Origin of the sequence: Streptomyces sp. NPDC048483, from assembly GCF_040651455.1 — a bacterium.
Taxonomy (GTDB): domain Bacteria; phylum Actinomycetota; class Actinomycetes; order Streptomycetales; family Streptomycetaceae; genus Streptomyces.
Window position 1 is genome coordinate 50,338 of sequence record NZ_JBEZJZ010000025.1, and the last position, 16,762, is coordinate 67,099.

Sequence of the window (16,762 nt, forward strand, 5' to 3'; positions counted from 1 at the left end):
GGCCCCCGCTCTCTTGGCGGGGGCCTCCGTATGCCGAAAACTGAGGCAATGACGCAGCGCGCGGAACACTCGACTGTCATGGACCGCCTCGCGATCGACGATCTGGTCACCGGGTACGCGATCGCCCTCGACGACGGGGACTGGCCCGGCTACCGGGCCCTGTTCACCAACGACGGCCGGGCCGACTACCGCTCCGCGGGCGGCATCGAAGGCAGCACCGCGGAGATCGCGGACTGGCTCACCGAGGTGCTGCGCCACTTCTCGATACGACAGCACCTGATCGTCAACCGCCGGATCACTCTCGCCCGGCGGGACGGCGCACCGGGCGACACGGCCACCGTCCAGGCGGACTACCTCAACCCGATGCGGCTCGACGACGGCGTCTCGGGCGCAGCCGAGGGCTCAGGGGAGGCCGCGGAGTCCGGTGACGCCGCCACCACCCCCAATTACACCTGTGCCGGCCGGTACGCCTTCGCCGCCCGCCGCACCCCCGACGGCTGGCGGCTGACCGAGGTCGTCGTCCACGAGAAATGGCGCGAGGTGGTGTCGGCCGGGGAATGATCCACTCAGGTGCCTGCGGAGGGAGACGGGATGCACGGACCGCTCGGCGACCGGGCGCGATGGCTCGGCTCCCCCTGGTGGCGGGGCCTGGCGGCCGCGCTGGCCGGGGCACTGCCGGTGCTCGTCTTTCCGGCGCCGTCCTGGTGGTGGGCGGCGTATGCCGCGCTCGTCCCCTGGCTGCTGCTGGTGCGCTCGGCGCCGACCGTACGGCGTGCGGCCCTGGACGGGTGGCTGGGCGGCGCCGGATTCATGCTGGCCGTCCATCAGTGGCTGCTGCCGAACCTGCACGTCTTCATTCTGGTGCTGGCGCTGCTGCTGGGTGCGCTGTGGGCGCCGTGGGGGATCCTGGTGCGCGCGTTGCTGGGGGGTGCGCCGGGTGCCGGGCGCTGCGCCGCCGCGCTGGTGCTGGTGCCGTCGGGCTGGCTGATGGTGGAACTGGTCCGTTCCTGGGAGTACTTGGGCGGCCCCTGGGGGCTGCTCGGCGCCAGCCAGTGGCAGGTGCCGCCCGCCTTGCGGCTGGCGTCGATCGGCGGGGTGTGGCTGCTGAGCCTGCTGATCGTGGCGGTGAACACCGCCCTGGCCGAGCTGATCGCCCGGCCCGCGGCATGGCGGCCGGCCGTCACCGGGCTGCTGGTGTGCGCCCTGGCGGGTAGCGCGGCCTGGTTCTGGGCGCCGGTGCCCAGACCCGCCGGCACGGTACGTATCGCCGTCGTCCAGCCGGGCCTCACCGGCACGCCCACGGAGCGGCTGGCCCGGAGCGAGTCGCTGACCCGGTCGCTGGCGGGCCGCGGCGTACGCCTCGTCGTCTGGGGCGAGAGCAGCCTCTACCAGGATCCGGCCGAGCATCCCGCGCTCGCCGCCCGGCTCGCCGCGCTGTCCCGGCAGACCGGCGCGGACCTGCTGGTCAACGCGGATGCACGGCGCAACGGCCGGCCGGGTATCGAGAAGAGTGCGGTACTGATCGGGCCGCACGGGCCGACCGGCGACCGCTACGCCAAGATGCGGCTGGTGCCCTTCGGCGAGTACATACCGGCCAGGTCCGTCCTGGGCTGGGCGACGCGGGTGGGCAGGGCCGCGACCACCGACCGGATCCGCGGCACCCACCAGGTGGTGATGCCGGTCGCCACCGCGGGCGGCCTCCGCATCGGCCCGCTCGTCTGCTTCGAGACCGCCTTTCCCGACATGAGCCGCCACCTGGCGCACGACGGTGCCCGGGTACTGGTCGCCCAGTCCTCCACCTCGACCTTCCAGGAGAGCTGGGCACCGGCCCAGCACGCCTCGCTGGCCGCGCTGCGCGCCGCGGAGAACTGGCGCCCGATGGTGCACGCCACGCTCACCGGGATCAGCGCGGTGTACGGCCCCCGGGGCGAGCCGGTCGGCGAGCGGCTGGGCACCGGGCGCAGCGCGGCGGCCGTCTACGCGCTCCCGTTGGCCCGGGGCACCAGCCCGTACACCCGGCTGGGCGACTGGGCACTGTACGGGGCGATGGGCGCGCTGGTGCTCGCCGGTGCGTACACGGGTCTGCGGGCGCTCAGCCTGCGGCCTGCGCGAGAGCCTCGGTGACCACCCGTTCGCACAGCTCATGGGTGCGCAGCGCGTCCGCGGCCGACGGCTGCCGCCCGGCCCGTACGTCGTCCAGGAACGCCAGCACGATCTGCTCGATGCCGCGCTGCCGGGCGACCGGCACCCAGTCGCCGCGTCGCCGCACGCTCGGCTGCCCCTTGTGGTCGATGATCTCGGCGAGGTTCACGACCTGACGCTTGGTGTCCTGGCCGGAGACCTCCAGGATCTCCTCCGCGGAGCCGCTGAGCCGGTTCATGGTGCCGATGGCCGTGAAGCCGTCGCCGGAGAGCTGGAGCACGACATGTTCCATCAGCCCGTCGCGCATCCTGGCCCGTACGTCGATGTGGTCGATCTCGCGGGGAACGAGGAACCGCAGGGTGTCGACGACATGGATGAAGTCGTCCAGCACCAGGGTGCGCGGGTCCTCGGGCAGGCCGACGCGGTTCTTCTGCATCAGGATCAGATCGCGGGCATGCTCCCGGCACTGGGCGTAGGCGGGCGCGTAGCGGCGGTTGAAGCCGACGGTCAGCCCGACGCCCCGGTCCTCGGCGAGCCGCACGATGCGTTCCGACTCGGCGAGTTCATAGGAAATCGGCTTGTCGACATAGGTCGGTACGCCGGCCTCGATGAGCCGGGTCACGATCTCGGGGTGCACGGCCGTCGGCGCATGCACAAAGGCCGCGTCCAGGCCCACGGAGAGCAGCGAGTCCAGGTCCGTGTGCAGTTCCCGGCCGGTCAACCGGTAGGTGCCGCCGACCCGTTGGAGGGTGGCCGGAGTGCGGGTCTGCAGGTGCAGCTCGACGCCGGGCTGCGCGCCCAGTACGGGGAGATACGCCTTCTGGGCGATGTCGCCGAGTCCGATGCAGCCGACCTTCACACGTACTCCTTGGTCTTCCCCGGTTGTTCTTCCTGGGCCTTCTCCGGAAGCTTACGTGGCGGCCGGGGGACGCCAGTCGGCGATGCCGTCCAGGGAGCGCAGCGCGAGATCCGGCGCGGTGGGGGTCCCCCCTGGACGGAGTCGTCGGAGTCCTTGGGGGAAGGCGGTGGCGGCCATCAGCGCCGCGCGGAGCGCGCACGCGGGCCGGGCCCGCCACGTCGTCAGCCGGCCGATCCGCTGCGCCCGGCGCACCACCTCCATGGTGCGCGGCAGCCGCTGCCGGGTGTACAGGGCGAGCGCGGCGCCGAGGTCGCCGTCCGGGGCGGCCTCGTGGGCGAGCACGACGGCGTCCTCGATGGCCTGGCAGCCGCCCTGGCCGAGGTTGGGTGTCATGGGGTGAACGGCGTCGCCGAGCAGGGCGACCCGTCCCTGGTGGAAGGCGGGCGGCGGGGCGGCCGCGGTACGGACGTCGTTACGGAGGACGGCGGCCGGGTCGGCGGCGGCGAGCAGCGCGGGCACCGGGTGGTGCCAGTCGCCGAAACGGCGCAGCAGTTCGGCCCGTTCGTCACCGTCGGCGGCCCGCCCGCCGGGCGGCAGGGCCGCGGTGGCATACGCGTACACCCGCCCGTCGTGCAACGGCTGCGAGCCCCATAGGCCTCCGGGTCCCCATGTCTCGTGCGGCGTGAAGGGTGCGTCGGGCGCGGGCACCACGAAGCGCCAGGCGGTGAATCCGGCGTAGCGGGGCTCGGGGTGGCCCGGGAAGAGGGCGCGGCGGACCGCGGAGTGGATGCCATCGGCGCCGACGACGAGGTCCGCGGCGCACTCCTCCGCGCCGATCCGCACCCGCGCGGGGCGGCCGCCCGGGGCCGGGTCGCCCTCGTCGACGAGCGTGGCGGCGGCACCGGTGCGTACGGCGCCCGCGGGCAGCCGGGCCGCGAGCAGGGCGACGAAATCGGCGCGGTGGGCGACGACGACCGGGCCGCCGAAGCGCCGGACGGCCGCGGCGCTGTCCGTACGGGCCAGCCGGCGGCCGCTGGGGAGGCGGAGTGCGCCGACGGTCTGGCCGGCCGCGATGGCGCGCACGGCGTCGCCCGCGCCGAGGGTGTCCAGGGCGCGCTGGGCGTTGGGGGCCAGCCCGATACCCGCGCCGACGGGTTCCAGCGCGGCGGCGCGCTCGAGGACGGTGACCGCCCAGCCGCGGCGGTGCAGCGCCACCGCGGCGGTGAGTCCCCCGATCCCTCCACCGATCACGATTGCGGTGTGCTCGCTCATGGCCCGCTCCCCTCACCCTCCAACTACACCTGTAGTGCGAGGCTACTACACCTGTAGTCGACGCGATAGGCTCACCTGCCATGAACGCCCGCAGCGCCGCCCCGCGTCATGAGCTGATCGCCGACACCGCCCTGGCCCTGCTCGCCGAACGCGGGATGCGGGGCCTGACCCACCGGGCCGTCGACGAGGCGGCGGGGCTGCCGCAGGGCTCCACATCGAATCTCGCGCGCACCCGCGCGGCATTGCTGGAGACGGCGGTACGGCGGCTGACCGAGCGTGAGGCGGCGGTTCTCACACCGCGCGAGATGCCGCAGGCCACCGGCGGTGCGGAGCCGTCGGCGATCGCCGACGCGCTCTCCCTGGCCCTGCACCGCTACCTCACCCGCCACCGGCAGCTGCTCGTCGCCCGCTACGAACTGGCCCTGGAGGCGACCCGCCGGCCCGAGCTGCGGGCCCTCTACGACCGGGCCGGTGCGGCCTTCCGGGCACCGATGACCGCGATGCTGACGGCGGCCGGCTCCACCGCCCCCGAGCGGCACACGCTCGGCCTGATCGCCTGGTGCGACGGGGTGCTGTTCTCCTGTACGGCGGGGCAGTTCCACACCGCCGTACCCACCCGGGCCGCGCTGCGCACCTCCTGCGCGGAACTGCTGGACGGGATGCTGAGGGGATGACTCCCGGGGACGGCTCCTGAGCGCGGCTCCCGGGCGCGGCGTCCAGGAGGGCGCTATTGCTCCAGCCGGACCGCCAGCCGGTCGATGGCCTCCCGCAGCCCCTGGCGGTATTCGCCGTCGGCCAGCCCATGGGTCGAGGCGCGGGCCCGTAGCAGCTGGGCGCGGGCGTCGGCCGGGCGGTTCAGGGCGACATAGTCGGCGGCGAGGTTGAGGTGCAGGGAGGGGAAGAAGGCGCGCAGGGCGCCGGTGTCCGTGTCGTCGGCCCGTTCGGTGACACAGCCCTCGGCCGCGTCGAGGGCGCGAAGGTCCCAGTCGAGTTCGTCCCGCGGGTCGTCCTGGGTGTCCGCCATGTAGTGGGCGAGGGCACAGCGGTGGTAGGCGTCCCCGTACGGCCCGATCTCGTGCCACAGCTCGGAGAGACGGTTGCGCGCCTCTTCCCGGTCGCCGGCACGATGCAACATGATCGCCTGACCGATCCGGATGAGCACGCCGTCCAGGGGCGCCTCCTCCCGCTGGTCCTCCACCGCACTCACCCCGCATCGCTCGCCACCCCAGGGCGTGGCCGCCCCGGCCCTTCCCCCGACGCTAACCGCCGGGGGAAGCCTCCGCGCGGCGTGGGCGGCGCGCGGAGGGCCGGCTCAGCCCTGCTTCAGGTCGGGGATGCGCCAGTCGATCGGGGCGTGGCCCTGGGCGGCGATCGCCTCATTGATCTGGGTGAAGGGGCGGGACCCGAAGAACTTCTTCGCCGACAGCGGGGAGGGGTGCGCCCCCTGCACCACCGCATGCCGCTCCTCGTCGATCAGCGGCAGCTTCTTCTTGGCGTAATTCCCCCAGAGCACGAACACCGCCGGGTCGGGACGGGCGGCCACGGCTCGGATCACCGCGTCGGTGACCTTCTCCCACCCCTTGCCCTTGTGGGAGTTGGCCTCGGCCTCGCGGACCGTGAGCACGGCGTTCAGCAGCAGCACGCCCTGCTTGGCCCACGGCATCAGATAGCCGTTGTCCGGAACCGGGTGGCCCAGCTCCTCCTTCATCTCCTTGTAGATGTTGCGCAGCGACGGCGGCGTCTTGACACCGGGCTGCACGGAGAAGCACAGGCCATGGCCCTGGCCCGCGCCGTGATACGGGTCCTGCCCGAGGACCAGCACCTTCACCTGGTCGTACGGCGTGGCCTCCAGCGCCGCGAAGACCTCCTCACGCGGCGGGTACACCGGGCCGTTGGCCCGCTCCTCCTCGACGAAGTCGGTCAGCTCCTTGAAGTAGGGCTTTTCCAACTCCTCGCCGAGGACCCCGCGCCAGGACTCGGGCAGCATGTCGGTCACCACGTCAACAACCTCCGTTGTGCGTTCCGTTCTCATCATGAGAACTTACCGGCGACCTCTGACAACGCGGCCCGCGGGCGGTGGATCTCGGCCCCGGTGCGGGGCAGTGGGCGGCAAAAGTGGGGCGACGGCCCCTCAGGCGGTGTCGAGCCGGGCCCGCTGGTACGGATCCAGCGGGAGATCGAGCGCCGCCAGGCACTCGTCCAGCTGCCCCACCGTACTCACCCCGAGCACCGGCACCACCGGCACCGGCCCGCCCATCAGCCACCAGCACCACCTGGTTGTCGGTGGCCCCGCACTCCGCCGCGACCTCCGCCAGCACCCGCAGCCGCGCCACCGACCCCGGATGGTCGTATCGCTCCGGCAGCGGCTTGTCGGCGCGGGTGTAGGCGCCCGCCATCAGGGTCGAGTAGCCGAGCAGGGTGAGATCGGGATGCGCGGCCGCGTAGTCGAGGAGCTCCTCGTCGGTCTCCCTCTGGAGGCCGTCCGGCAGGCCGCGGCGCGGTCGCAGATAGGTGTGCCGCTGTTGTACGGCCCGGAAGCCGGGCAGCCCGCGCCCGGCGGCGGCCTGCCGGGCCTCGGCGAGCCGCCAGGTCGGGTGATTGCTGATGCCGACGGTGCCCACCCGGCCGTCCCGGACGAGCCCGGCCAGCGCCTCGACGGTCTCCTCCAGCGGGACACGGCGGTCCTCGATGTGCGCGTAATAGAGATCCACCCGGCCGGTGCCCAGGCGGCGCAGGCTGCCCTCGAGCGCGGCCCGGAGGACGGGCCCGGCCAGCCCCTCGGCGTTGGCGGGCCACTCGGCACCGCGGGCCGGGTCGGGGCGGGCGCCCGCCTTGGTCGCCACGACCGTACGGCCGGCCGCGCCCCGGCTGCGCAGCCAGCGGCCGAGTAGCAGCTCGCTCTCGTCGCCGGTGGCGCCGGGCACCCAGCAGGCGTAGTGGTTCGCGGTGTCGAGGAAGGTGCCGCCGGCCTCGGCGAAGCGGTCCAGGATGGCGTACGAGGTCCGCTCGTCGACCATGGTGCCGAACGGCAGCGTCCCCAGGCACGCGGCGCTGATCCGAGGCCCCTGATCACCGCCGAGGGTGCGGTAGTGCATGGCATGCCTCCGTGGCAGGTCCGCTGATGCCGGCCCCGGTAGGGACCGGCGCCACGGACTCTGCCTCTTGGAGCGCACGCAAAGGCAAGGCTTTCAGGGGCCCGCCGGCCACCCATCTATGGGCCGGCTGGCCACCCGCTATGGCCCGCCGCCCACCCACCGTTATTTTTTCCCCGCCGCCCACCCCCCTTCGGGGGGGTGGGCGGGTGTATGTCAGCGGGTGCCGTCGCGCACGTCGGCGGGTGCCGTCGCGCACGCCGTCGCGTACGTCAGACCCCGGCGTTGAGGAACAACCCGCCGTCGACCACCAGCGTCTGCCCGGTGATCCACCCCGAGGCGTCGGACAGCAGGAAGGCCGCGGCGCCGCCGATGTCCGCCGGGACGCCGAGCCGCGCCATCGGATAGCCGGCCGCCGCCTCCTCCTCACGGTCCTCGTACAGCGCGGCCGCGAACTTGGTCTTGATCACCGCGGGCGCAATGGAGTTGACCCGGGCCACCGGCGCGAACTCGTGGGCGAGCTGCTGCGTCAGGTTCACCATCGCGGCCTTGCTCATGCCGTACGCGCCGATGAAGGGCGAGGCGTTGAGGCCGGCGATGGAGGCGATGTTGACGATCGCGCCGCCGTTGTCCTTCTGCCAGGCGTGCCAGGTGCGCTGCGCAAATCCCAGCGCCGAGACGACGTTGGTCTCGAACACCTTGCGCGCGACACCCAGGTCAAGGTCGGCGATGGGGCCGAACACCGGGTTCGTACCGGCATTGTTGACGAGGTAGTCGACCCGGCCGAAGGCCTCCATCGCGCGCTCGACGGCGACGGCCTGGTGGGCCTCGTCGTGCGCCTTGCCGGCGACGCCGATCACCCTGTCCGCGCCCAGCTTCTCGGCGGCCTCCTTGAGGGCGTCCTCATTGCGTCCGGTGATGACGACCCGGTCGCCGCGGGCGATCAGGGCCTCGGCGATGCCGTAACCGATGCCGCGGCTGGCGCCGGTGACCAGCGCCACCTTGCCCGAGAGCTCGGGGAACCCGCTGTCCTGCTCAGTCATGTCTCGTACTCCTGGAGTCGGTGGGGCGGTCAGTTGAGCGGGCCGCCGGCGACATACATGACCTGGCCGGAGACGAACCCGGCCGCCTCGCCCGTGAAGAAGGCGATGGCGTTGGCGATGTCCTCGGGCCGGCCGACGCGCTGCACCGGGATCTGGGTGGCGGCCGCGGCCTGGAAGTCCTCGAAGCCCATGCCGACGCGCTCGGCGGTGGAAGCCGTCATGTCGGTGACGATGAAGCCGGGGGCGACGGCGTTGGCAGTGACGCCGAACTTGCCGAGCTCGATGGCCAGGGTCTTGGTGAAGCCCTGCAGTCCGGCCTTGGCGGCGGAGTAGTTGACCTGGCCGCGGTTGCCGAGCGCCGAGCTGGAGGAGAGGTTGACGATCCGGCCGAACTTGGCGTCGACCATGTGCTTCTGACAGGCGCGCGACATCAGGAACGCGCCCCGCAGATGCACGTTCATGACCGTGTCCCAGTCGGTCTCGCTCATCTTGAACAGCAGGTTGTCGCGGAGCACGCCCGCATTGTTGACGAGCACGGTCGGCGCACCGAGCTCGGCCGCGACCCGTGCGACCGCCGCCTCCACCTGCTCCGCGTCCGAGACGTCGCAGCCGACGGCGATGGCCTTGCCGCCCGCCGCGGTGATCTTCTCGACGGTGTCCTTGCAGGCCGCCTCGTCGAGGTCGAGTACGGCGACGGCGCGGCCTTCGGCGGCCAGGCGTACGGCGGTGGCCGCGCCGATACCGCGGGCCGCGCCCGTCACGATGGCGACGCGCTGCTCGGTGGTGGACATGCGGGTTCTCCTCACCTCGAAACCTCGAAAGCGGCTCGCCGCACCGGCCGAACAGGTGAGCAACCGCTTAGTAGGGCTGACGCTAGAAGCCCGGCCACCCGCTGTCAACGCCCCGCCGCCGCGCCGTAACCCACCTCACCTGACACAACGGAGCCGGGCCCGTCCCAAGGACCGCCCCGGCGCCTGTAGTGATGTTCCGGCGGCTCAGCGCACCAGCAGCTCCAGCAGCCGCTTCGCCTCGGCGGCGGGGTCGGTGGTCAGACCGGTGTGCACCGGGCCGGGCTGGACGATCGTGCTGCGCGGTGCGATCAGCCAGCGGAAGCGGCGCCCCGCGTCGTCCCCGGCGGCCTGTCCGGCCGCCGCGCCGCCCTGGCAGATGCCCTCGACGGCGGCCAGCGCGGCCCGTACCCCCTCGACGTCGCACGAGGGGTCCAGGGCCAGCAGCCGGGCCTCGTCCAGATAGGTGCGGGCCTCGACAAAGCGCCGGGCGCGGCAGTACACGATCACGCCGGCGTTGATCATCTCGCCCCGCTCGACCCGCGGCACGACCTTCAGCAGGGCGTACTCGAAGACATCGCGCCCGTTGTGCAGACCGCTCACTTCACTACCTTCCGCGGCGGCTTTCCCGCCAGCCATTCCGGTGCCTGCGAGGGGTGGTCCTTGGTGCGGTCCCCGATGGTGATGTGGTCGCTGATCATCTCGGCACGGGCCAGCAGCGTCCGGACATAGGCCCGGCGCACGTCGTCCGGCGCGTCGAAGCCGGGCTCGTCGACGAGCCATTCGTCCGGGACCTCGGCCGCTATCCCGGTGAGCAGTTCCTCGGTGATACGGGGCGCGAACTCGGCGGCGGCCGCGGCGATGTCCGGCGCAAAACCGGCCAGCACATGGTCGGAGGCATTGAAGGGCTTGACCGCGGCCTTCTCGGCGCTGGGCCAGTTGTGGTGCCAGATCATTGTGGCGCCGTGGTCGATCAGCCACAGTTCGCCGTGCCAGACCAGCATGTTGGGGTTGCGCCAGGACCGGTCGACATTGTTGATCAGCGCGTCGAACCACACGACGCGGCCCGCCTCGCGGGAGCTCACCTCGAAGGCGAGCGGGTCGAAGCCGAGCGATCCGGGGAGGTAGTCCATCCCGAGGTTCAGTCCGCCGCTGGCCTTGAGGAGCTCCTGGACCTCCTGGTCGGGCTCGCTCAGCCCGATCACCGGATCGAGCTGCATCTGCACCAGATCCGGCACCCGCAGGCCCAGCCGGCGCCCCAGCAGCCCGCAGATGATCTCGGCCACCAGGGTCTTACGGCCCTGGCCTGCACCGGTGAACTTCATGATGTAGGTACCGAGATCGTCGGCCTCGACAATTCCCGGGAGCGAGCCGCCCTCACGCAAGGGCGTGACATAGCGGGTCGCCGTGACTTCTGTCAGCATTTCCCCAGGCTATCCGACCCAGTGGCCTTACAATCCATGATTAAGTCCAGACGCGCACAAGTGGGGAATCCGCCGCGATCAGCCCTGGGGAGAATCTGGGGAGTTTCTACCGGCACGGTGGATCCCCCTTCCTCTCGAGCAGCCCGTCAATGGCGGTGCGCCCCTTGCTTCCGGCCTCTGGCATGAAGTGAGCATAGTAACCGAGCGTGACAGCCGGCGAGGAGTGCCCGAGCCACCGCGCCACAGTCACCACGGACTCCCCCGCCTCCAGCATCATCGAGGCGTAGGTGTGCCGCAGAGCGTGGAATCCGTCCTTCGGTGCCGCCTCCCACTGCCACGGCTTCGCCCCTTCGGGGCGCGGCGGAATAATGTCGGCCTTGGCCAGCGCGGGTTTCCACGTGTAGGTGTTCCACGTGTTCGCGGCCACGGCGTTGCCGAATCGCGTGGTAAGCAGAAGGGAGAACTTCCTTCGCGGTGTGTCCGCCCCCGGCTTCCCCCACGGGAGCTCAACCTCTATCGGTGGGAACGCATTGTCATGGCGCTTCAGCTCCTGGGCCACCGAGCGGGGCATGTCGACGGTACGCGTCTTCGCCCCCTTTGGCAGGGCGAAGTACAATCTTCCGTCGATCGCCTGAACTTGGCGGCGAACGTGGAGTATGCCTCTCGCATAGTCGATGTCCTCCGGGCTCAGCCCGAACACTTCGCCCTGACGAAGCCCGCATCCCAGACCAAGTACGACGGCTACTCGATGCCGAGGGCTGATCACGTCACGAACTCGGAGCGCGGTGTCCAGGGACCACGCCTCTCGGCGCTCCCGCGATGCCTTGGGCCACCGCACGGATTTCGCGTGCATGGGATTCCTGGCGAGCCGCTTGTCGTCAACGGCCCCTTCCAAGATGCTGGACAACTCGGACAAGATTCCGCGCCGGTAGTCGACCGAGGAGACCGTGGCCTCCAACCTCGCCGTGTACGCTCGCAATTCCGCCGCCGTGATGCTCCTTAGCGGGAGTTGGCCCAGATGCGGAATGATGTGAAGCCGCGCTCTCCGTTCCTGGTTCTGCTGGGTCTTCGGAGTACCTCCTCTGCCCGGAGCCCAGTGCATCGCGATGTAGTCGGCCAGGGTGACGGACCCGTCACGCGGGTCCGTGAACTCCCCGCGCTCCTCGTCCGTGGCAGCCCGACGAAGCCACGCTTTGGCGTCCTCCAGGGTGTCGAAGGAACGAGCCCGGATCCCGGGGATACCAGCGACCTTGTATCGCTTCCCCTCCCCGTAGCGAGCAGTTCTTTCTCTTTTGCCCGTTGCCGGATCCTTCTTCTTCTTGATCCAGCGATCTTCTATGTAGCCGGCCAAATGGTCTCCTTGTCGAAGGGGGAAACGGCGCTCTACGACATATGGCGCGTCAGATGCCGACTGTGCGGCCGGACCGATACTGCGGAGCGGCGCTCAGCGGGCTCAGGGTCGTGTTGGAGCGGGAGTCGGCCTGTTCTTGTTCACGGATCCAGGCATCCAGAGCTTCCTTCCGGTACATGACGCGACCGCGTGGGCCCATACGGAAGCTCGGCGGTCCCTGCCGCCGATGCCGCCAGACGTAGAGCGTGTGGGGCGATAGGCCGAGGTACTCCGCAGCGTCTTTAACGGTTAGGAAAGCTGAGAGTGCCGCACGGGGAGGCTCAGACGGCGTTACAGGTGGGCCTAGCGAGCCGGACTGAATGAGGGCATGAGGCACCGGGGATCGGCACATGAATGGGGAGTTCCTTGCTCAGAAGACGAAGAGCGACAGAGCGGGATCGACAGCACCGACACCACACACGGCACGTGCAGGGATTGCCACCTATCACCCAGACGGGGCTGGCCATGACAAAAGCACAGGCCAGGGCCGCGCTATGCCTCCTCTCGAAACGCAGCGCTGCCCTGCGTCCGTATACCACTCCACCGCCAAGCGCAGTCGAATGCGAACACCCTCGATGGTCGCGACGATCGCCGGTTTGGCCAACCGGCGATCGTGGTCTATGTTTCGCTCGCGTCCGACTGGGAGGCTCCCTTGGACGCCGGCCACGGCATCAGCGGATACGACCTCTAGTGCTCGATCCCCTTCTGGCTGCGAGCAGTAGCTCCGCCTCGCAGAGGTGCTGGAGCCTGGCAGCAACAACACGTTCCTTCCTACCAACCTGCTCTGCGATCAATCGGCTTGCCCACCCGGGTTTCCTGGCCACATAGGAAAGAATGCGGCGATCGAGGCGATACCCACGCTGCACCAAGTTCCATCCGAAAGGGTCAGCCGCACAGACGCACAAACAGACGGCCGTGGAGAGCGCCCTCGTAGTCAGATTGGACGTGCGCAGTCCACACATTAAGTACGCCCAATATGAAGAGGACAGGTTCAGTAAGTTGGACAGATCGGAAGTGCATCGGCAGAAGAGACTCCTCATCGGGTCACTCGGCAGGCCACTCACCGGCCTTGATTTTCCGTGGTGTTGTACGTTGACATAGCCGCGGAGTGGGTTCCAGTCTTTCGAGATTCATTCTCGTCTGCCGTGGGCGAATGCCGAGACGGCGACCGCATGCGGACGGTGATCCACCAAGGCGGAGCCGCGCACCCGACTGGCTCCGCTCCCGGCGCCGGGCCGCTCAACGCCCGTCTCGCAGGACTCCGTTAGGTCCGGCTGGACCTTGGTGGCCTGTGGGCGTGTCTGGTGGTTGGCAGAGTTCGGTCGCAGGTGGTGCAGACGCCGGTCCAGCACCTCAGTACGCCCTCGACGGCTGACGGAGTCAGTGGCCCGATCGAGCGACGCTCTGGCGCCCCGCTCGCCTCGTACTGACCGGCTCTCGTGCGGTGACGGGCAGGGCGCCGAGCCACGCGCCCCATCGGACAGGTCCTGCAGATGAGTTACCTGGGGGTAGCCGACGATAATCAACATTGTCGTCGGTAATGTGTGATCCACATTGCGATGACCAGGGGGATTGATGAGCGCGGGGGTTGAACTCGCTGAGATGGTGGACGCCGAACTCGTTGTCGACAGCGCGGCCTTGACGTCCGCCAACGCGACCGGACGGCCGCTCGTCGACCACAACACCGTGCTCCGGCCCGGTGAGAAGATCCCGACCGCGGCGAACGGGCCCCGCTACACCGAACGGGACCTGTACGTCTCCGAAGAGACCGCCCAAGCGCTGGACGAGGCCGGCGACGACGAGTCCGGGCCACGAGGGACGGCGATGCACGGCTTCCGGAAGTGGTGCGCCAAGGAGGGGCGCATCGCCGTCCCCTGCACCACAGCCACGTACACCGAGTACAGCCGGCACCTGATGGCCCGGAAGCTCAAGGTCACCACGATCCGCAACTACATGTCGCTGATCCGCACGTCTATGCCGGTGGGCAAGCAGCCCGACAACAGCCTCTACCTGCATCTCCTCAAGGACTACCGGGCCAAGAACAAACGGGCGTCGCGCAAGAAGCAGGCGTTCCCTATCACCTTGCCGTACCTCGTCGCGATGATGTCGGCCGCAGAAGCCGACGACAGGCCGATCGGCTGGCGCGACAGCGCCATGTTCGCCTTCGGTTACCGCTTCCTCGGTCGCCGGATAGAGGACGCCGACCTGGATATTGAAGACCTCACGGTCCTCGACGACCGGATCGTGGTGTGGCTGCTGAAGGACAAGACGCACCAGGAGGAGGAACAGACCCTGATCCTCCACGACCGCCTAGACCTGCGCCTGGTCGCCAGGATGCGCCGTTGGCTCGGCCACCTCGCAGCCCAAGGCATCGCGAGCGGTCCCCTCTTCCGTCATCTGCTCAAGGACGGCACTGTCGCCTCCACGGAAACCCGGCAGAAAACGGCCACCGTCCGGGGCGACTATCTGCGCGGCCACACCGTCAACGAACGGGTGCAGTTCTGGTTCCAGAAAGCGGGCCTGGTCACCGATGGGCGACCCGTCTCCGCGCAGGGCCTACGTGCCGGCGGCGCTACTGACCTCGCCGAAAACGGCGCCACCGACGAGGAGTTGGAAGAGGCCGGGCGTTGGGCGAAAGGATCCCCCATTCCCCGCCGCGTGTACGTACGGCCCGCGCAGAAGAAGAAGCGGGACCCCTTCGCGAAGGTGCCGATGTACGGACGGACCCCCACCAACCAAGGCGAAGCCCAGGCCGTGAGCCAAGTTGCCCTTCTCTTGGAGTGAAGGGATAGCAGCTCTACGCCTGCTTCACGGCCCGCAGCATGACGGCGTAGACCGGGGAGTCGGGGAATGGCCTCTGCTGCCCGACTTCCCTATAGCCCCATGCCTCGTACACGGCCTGTACGGCGCCGTCACCGTTGGCCGGATTCACCAGCAGCGTCACCCGCTCCTCCGACCGATGAGTCAGCCATGCCTCATGCAGCTGCCACGCGATGCTCCGACCGCGCCAGGGCTTACGGACCACGATCTCGTTCAAGGCGACAGTGCGGGTGCCGTCCTCCGTGGTCATCTCCTCGGGAAGCGGCGACGTCATATCGTCCCACCACTGGGTGTTCACGCCGAGGCTCGTCCCGAAGCAGAAGCCAACGGGCCGTCCTTCCTCGAATCCAACCACCGCGGTCCAGCCGGGTCGAGAAGAGTAGGCGGATAGCCGCTCGTCGAAACGCTCGACCTCGTAGAAAGGCCCCGTGAGCCCGAAGTCGCGATGCCTGACCTCGACATGAATGTCGAGGATCTGCTGTCGGATCTCGGAGAGGTCCGCGGCAACGTAGTGCTTGACGTCAACCGTCACAGTTCCTTCTTTCCTTCGGCGTAGCAGTCCGCCCACTCGACTGCGGAACGGGTTCCGGGAGCCACCTGTTTCAGCATGCGGTCGAACTGCCGCAGAAGGTCGCTGGTACGCCCTCCCAAGGGCTCCTCTCCCGGTACAGGGAGAAGAGAAATTGCGGTTGCGACAGCCTGCTCCGCCTCTCCCTGGGCGAGCTGAGCAAGTGCTAGGTGCACGCTGTAGTAGATCCGGTTACGCCGGTAGTCCGGCCTGAGTCGCGCCAGGGTGCGGTGCAGGTGAGCCTCGGCCTCATCGTGCCGGCCTAGGTCAGACATGACGAGTGCGGACAGCCCGTCCAGTTCGGCGCGATCATAGAAGGACACCCATGCTGGCCGTTCCTGCTGGAGGTCCGCACGCTCATAGGCCCTCTCGGCGCTCTCCAGGCTTCGCAATGCCGCCAAGTCGTCCCCCACGGCAGACAGGACTCCGGCCACCCGAGCATTGGCGAGCGATCGGAACAGTGCATCATGCCGACTGACGCGAGTCCGTCGCCCTGCCTCTGCCGCGGCCTGGGCGTCGCTCGTGTGTTTCTGCTGGAACAAGAGGATCGCCGCGTGTCCCCATAGGCGCATCTTCATTTCGCTGCTGTCCGCCAATCCGGCCAGTGTCATGGCGCGATGGAGATGCCCATGCGCTCGTTCGGGTTCGTGGGCCTCGATGGCTGTCCAGAGAGCCGTCCCAGTGAATGCGGCGGCAAGGTAGTACAGACGGGAGCGGACGCGCGAACTGGCATGTCCGATGGCCTGCAGATCCAGGGCGTGCTGCGCGTGGGCCAGGGCGCGGGTCTCCAGCCTGATTCCGGACTTGCCCTTGTTGTCATCGTCAACCAAGGAGGCGAAGTTTCGTTCGAGGCGGTCGGCATCGCTCATGCCGACGTGTGATGAGCCACTTGACGGGGTCGAGGGCAGCAGCGCGGCTGCCGTGATGGATGCGGTCGCGCTGGTGAAGGTACGTCGCAGCACTCGGTCCTCCGATGGTTCTCGCTCTCGTGAAGCGGGAGCGACGAAGCCAAGGCTCACCGCTGTGGTGCCGAATTCTGCTTCGAGAACGACGCGCTGTCTCTTCTGGGGCCAGCGAGTTTTTCCGGTTAGCCAGTTGCGGACGTGCCGGTCAGTGAGCTTGCCGGGCTGGCCAGTTAAGGCGCCGATCCGTCTGTTGAGCCGGCCTGCAAGCTCAGCTTGGCTGAGGCCCCTGCGGTCCATCCAAGCTGCCAGGTGTGGGTTCCCCGTCATGTATTCCAAGGTAGAGACGATTGCCTCGCCTCTCACCCCCGAAGGTAAAAATTTCCGGGGTTACGCACCCAGACTCCTCGCGGAATTGCCTGTCCAGCGTTGGTAGTTCAGCGGTTACCTGAGTGCGGCGTC

General features: G+C 69.4%; 16 protein-coding genes and 1 pseudogene. 4 read left to right on the plus strand and 13 right to left on the minus strand.

Annotated elements, in window-relative coordinates; translation table 11 throughout:
* The first annotated feature begins 48 nt into the window (after positions 1-48).
* Positions 49-561, plus strand: coding sequence for a nuclear transport factor 2 family protein (locus AB0D04_RS16005; protein ID WP_362703247.1), 513 nt, complete (start codon positions 49-51; stop codon positions 559-561).
* 30 nt (positions 562-591) lie between these two features.
* On the plus strand, positions 592-2,124 hold the full coding sequence (gene lnt, locus AB0D04_RS16010) for an apolipoprotein N-acyltransferase (protein ID WP_362703248.1): 1,533 nt from the start codon (positions 592-594) through the stop codon (positions 2,122-2,124).
* On the opposite strand, the gene AB0D04_RS16015 is transcribed toward lnt, so the two are convergent.
* On the minus strand, positions 2,093-3,001 hold the full coding sequence (locus AB0D04_RS16015) for a Gfo/Idh/MocA family oxidoreductase (RefSeq protein WP_362703249.1): 909 nt from the start codon (positions 2,999-3,001) through the stop codon (positions 2,093-2,095). The two genes, lnt and AB0D04_RS16015, sit on opposite strands and share 32 nt — an antisense overlap.
* A gap of 51 nt (positions 3,002-3,052) precedes the next feature.
* The gene (locus AB0D04_RS16020) at positions 3,053-4,273 is read right to left on the minus strand and encodes an FAD-dependent monooxygenase (RefSeq protein WP_362703250.1); all 1,221 of its coding nucleotides are present in this window, start codon (positions 4,271-4,273) and stop codon (positions 3,053-3,055) included.
* Positions 4,274-4,353: 80 nt separating this feature from the next.
* On the opposite strand from AB0D04_RS16020, the gene AB0D04_RS16025 reads away from it, so the two are divergent.
* Positions 4,354-4,947 carry a TetR/AcrR family transcriptional regulator gene (locus AB0D04_RS16025; RefSeq protein WP_362703252.1) on the plus strand — a complete coding sequence of 198 codons (594 nt, stop codon included), beginning with the start codon at positions 4,354-4,356 and terminating at the stop codon, positions 4,945-4,947.
* Positions 4,948-5,000: 53 nt separating this feature from the next.
* On the opposite strand, the gene AB0D04_RS16030 is transcribed toward AB0D04_RS16025, so the two are convergent.
* From AB0D04_RS16030 to AB0D04_RS16070, 9 genes and pseudogenes are all read right to left on the minus strand, one after another.
* On the minus strand, positions 5,001-5,471 hold the full coding sequence (locus AB0D04_RS16030) for a hypothetical protein (protein WP_362703254.1): 471 nt from the start codon (positions 5,469-5,471) through the stop codon (positions 5,001-5,003).
* Positions 5,472-5,585: 114 nt separating this feature from the next.
* The gene (locus AB0D04_RS16035) at positions 5,586-6,305 is read right to left on the minus strand and encodes a uracil-DNA glycosylase (RefSeq protein ID WP_362703255.1); all 720 of its coding nucleotides are present in this window, start codon (positions 6,303-6,305) and stop codon (positions 5,586-5,588) included.
* A 99-nt stretch (positions 6,306-6,404) separates the two neighbouring features.
* A pseudogene (locus tag AB0D04_RS16040) lies at positions 6,405-7,368 on the minus strand (aldo/keto reductase).
* A 269-nt stretch (positions 7,369-7,637) separates the two neighbouring features.
* A complete protein-coding gene (locus AB0D04_RS16045; protein ID WP_362703257.1) occupies positions 7,638-8,408 on the minus strand; it encodes an SDR family oxidoreductase in 771 nt (256 codons plus the stop codon).
* A 29-nt stretch (positions 8,409-8,437) separates the two neighbouring features.
* Entirely contained in the window at positions 8,438-9,199 is a 762-nt protein-coding gene (gene fabG / locus AB0D04_RS16050) for a 3-oxoacyl-ACP reductase FabG (protein ID WP_362703258.1), read from the minus strand.
* 204 nt (positions 9,200-9,403) lie between these two features.
* Entirely contained in the window at positions 9,404-9,799 is a 396-nt protein-coding gene (locus tag AB0D04_RS16055) for a DUF3037 domain-containing protein (RefSeq protein WP_362703260.1), read from the minus strand.
* Positions 9,796-10,620: a HipA family kinase gene (locus AB0D04_RS16060; RefSeq protein WP_362703262.1), complete on the minus strand. Its 825-nt coding sequence runs from the start codon at positions 10,618-10,620 to the stop codon at positions 9,796-9,798. Before AB0D04_RS16060 ends, AB0D04_RS16055 begins: the two co-directional genes overlap by 4 nt.
* 106 nt (positions 10,621-10,726) lie before the next feature.
* The gene (locus AB0D04_RS16065) at positions 10,727-11,971 is read right to left on the minus strand and encodes a tyrosine-type recombinase/integrase (protein WP_362703264.1); all 1,245 of its coding nucleotides are present in this window, start codon (positions 11,969-11,971) and stop codon (positions 10,727-10,729) included.
* Between the two features lie 49 nt (positions 11,972-12,020).
* Positions 12,021-12,362, minus strand: coding sequence for a helix-turn-helix domain-containing protein (locus AB0D04_RS16070; protein ID WP_362703265.1), 342 nt, complete (start codon positions 12,360-12,362; stop codon positions 12,021-12,023).
* Between the two features lie 1,223 nt (positions 12,363-13,585).
* Between AB0D04_RS16070 and AB0D04_RS16075 the strand changes: the two genes are divergently transcribed.
* Complete coding sequence (locus tag AB0D04_RS16075) at positions 13,586-14,794, plus strand: tyrosine-type recombinase/integrase (RefSeq protein ID WP_362703266.1); 1,209 nt, start codon at positions 13,586-13,588, stop codon at positions 14,792-14,794.
* Positions 14,795-14,807: 13 nt separating this feature from the next.
* Here AB0D04_RS16075 and AB0D04_RS16080 read toward each other — a convergent pair whose 3' ends face one another.
* Positions 14,808-15,362 carry a GNAT family N-acetyltransferase gene (locus AB0D04_RS16080; RefSeq protein ID WP_362703268.1) on the minus strand — a complete coding sequence of 185 codons (555 nt, stop codon included), beginning with the start codon at positions 15,360-15,362 and terminating at the stop codon, positions 14,808-14,810.
* Positions 15,359-16,630 carry a Tat pathway signal protein gene (locus AB0D04_RS16085; RefSeq protein WP_362703270.1) on the minus strand — a complete coding sequence of 424 codons (1,272 nt, stop codon included), beginning with the start codon at positions 16,628-16,630 and terminating at the stop codon, positions 15,359-15,361. Before AB0D04_RS16085 ends, AB0D04_RS16080 begins: the two co-directional genes overlap by 4 nt.
* Positions 16,631-16,762 lie beyond the last annotated feature (132 nt).

Excerpts from the sequence above, each read along its gene's own strand:
- fabG (WP_362703258.1), bottom strand. The coding sequence starts at position 9,199 with ATGTCCACCACCGAGCAGCGCGTCGCCATCGTGACGGGCGCGGCCCGC.
- AB0D04_RS16085 (WP_362703270.1), bottom strand. The coding sequence starts at position 16,630 with ATGACGGGGAACCCACACCTGGCAGCTTGGATGGACCGCAGGGGCCTC.
- AB0D04_RS16045 (WP_362703257.1), bottom strand. The coding sequence starts at position 8,408 with ATGACTGAGCAGGACAGCGGGTTCCCCGAGCTCTCGGGCAAGGTGGCG.
- AB0D04_RS16075 (WP_362703266.1), top strand. The coding sequence starts at position 13,586 with ATGAGCGCGGGGGTTGAACTCGCTGAGATGGTGGACGCCGAACTCGTT.
- lnt (WP_362703248.1), top strand. The coding sequence starts at position 592 with ATGCACGGACCGCTCGGCGACCGGGCGCGATGGCTCGGCTCCCCCTGG.
- AB0D04_RS16060 (WP_362703262.1), bottom strand. The coding sequence starts at position 10,620 with ATGCTGACAGAAGTCACGGCGACCCGCTATGTCACGCCCTTGCGTGAG.
- AB0D04_RS16035 (WP_362703255.1), bottom strand. The coding sequence starts at position 6,305 with ATGAGAACGGAACGCACAACGGAGGTTGTTGACGTGGTGACCGACATG.
- AB0D04_RS16020 (WP_362703250.1), bottom strand. The coding sequence starts at position 4,273 with ATGAGCGAGCACACCGCAATCGTGATCGGTGGAGGGATCGGGGGACTC.
- AB0D04_RS16070 (WP_362703265.1), bottom strand. The coding sequence starts at position 12,362 with ATGTGCCGATCCCCGGTGCCTCATGCCCTCATTCAGTCCGGCTCGCTA.
- AB0D04_RS16025 (WP_362703252.1), top strand. The coding sequence starts at position 4,354 with ATGAACGCCCGCAGCGCCGCCCCGCGTCATGAGCTGATCGCCGACACC.
- AB0D04_RS16005 (WP_362703247.1), top strand. The coding sequence starts at position 49 with ATGACGCAGCGCGCGGAACACTCGACTGTCATGGACCGCCTCGCGATC.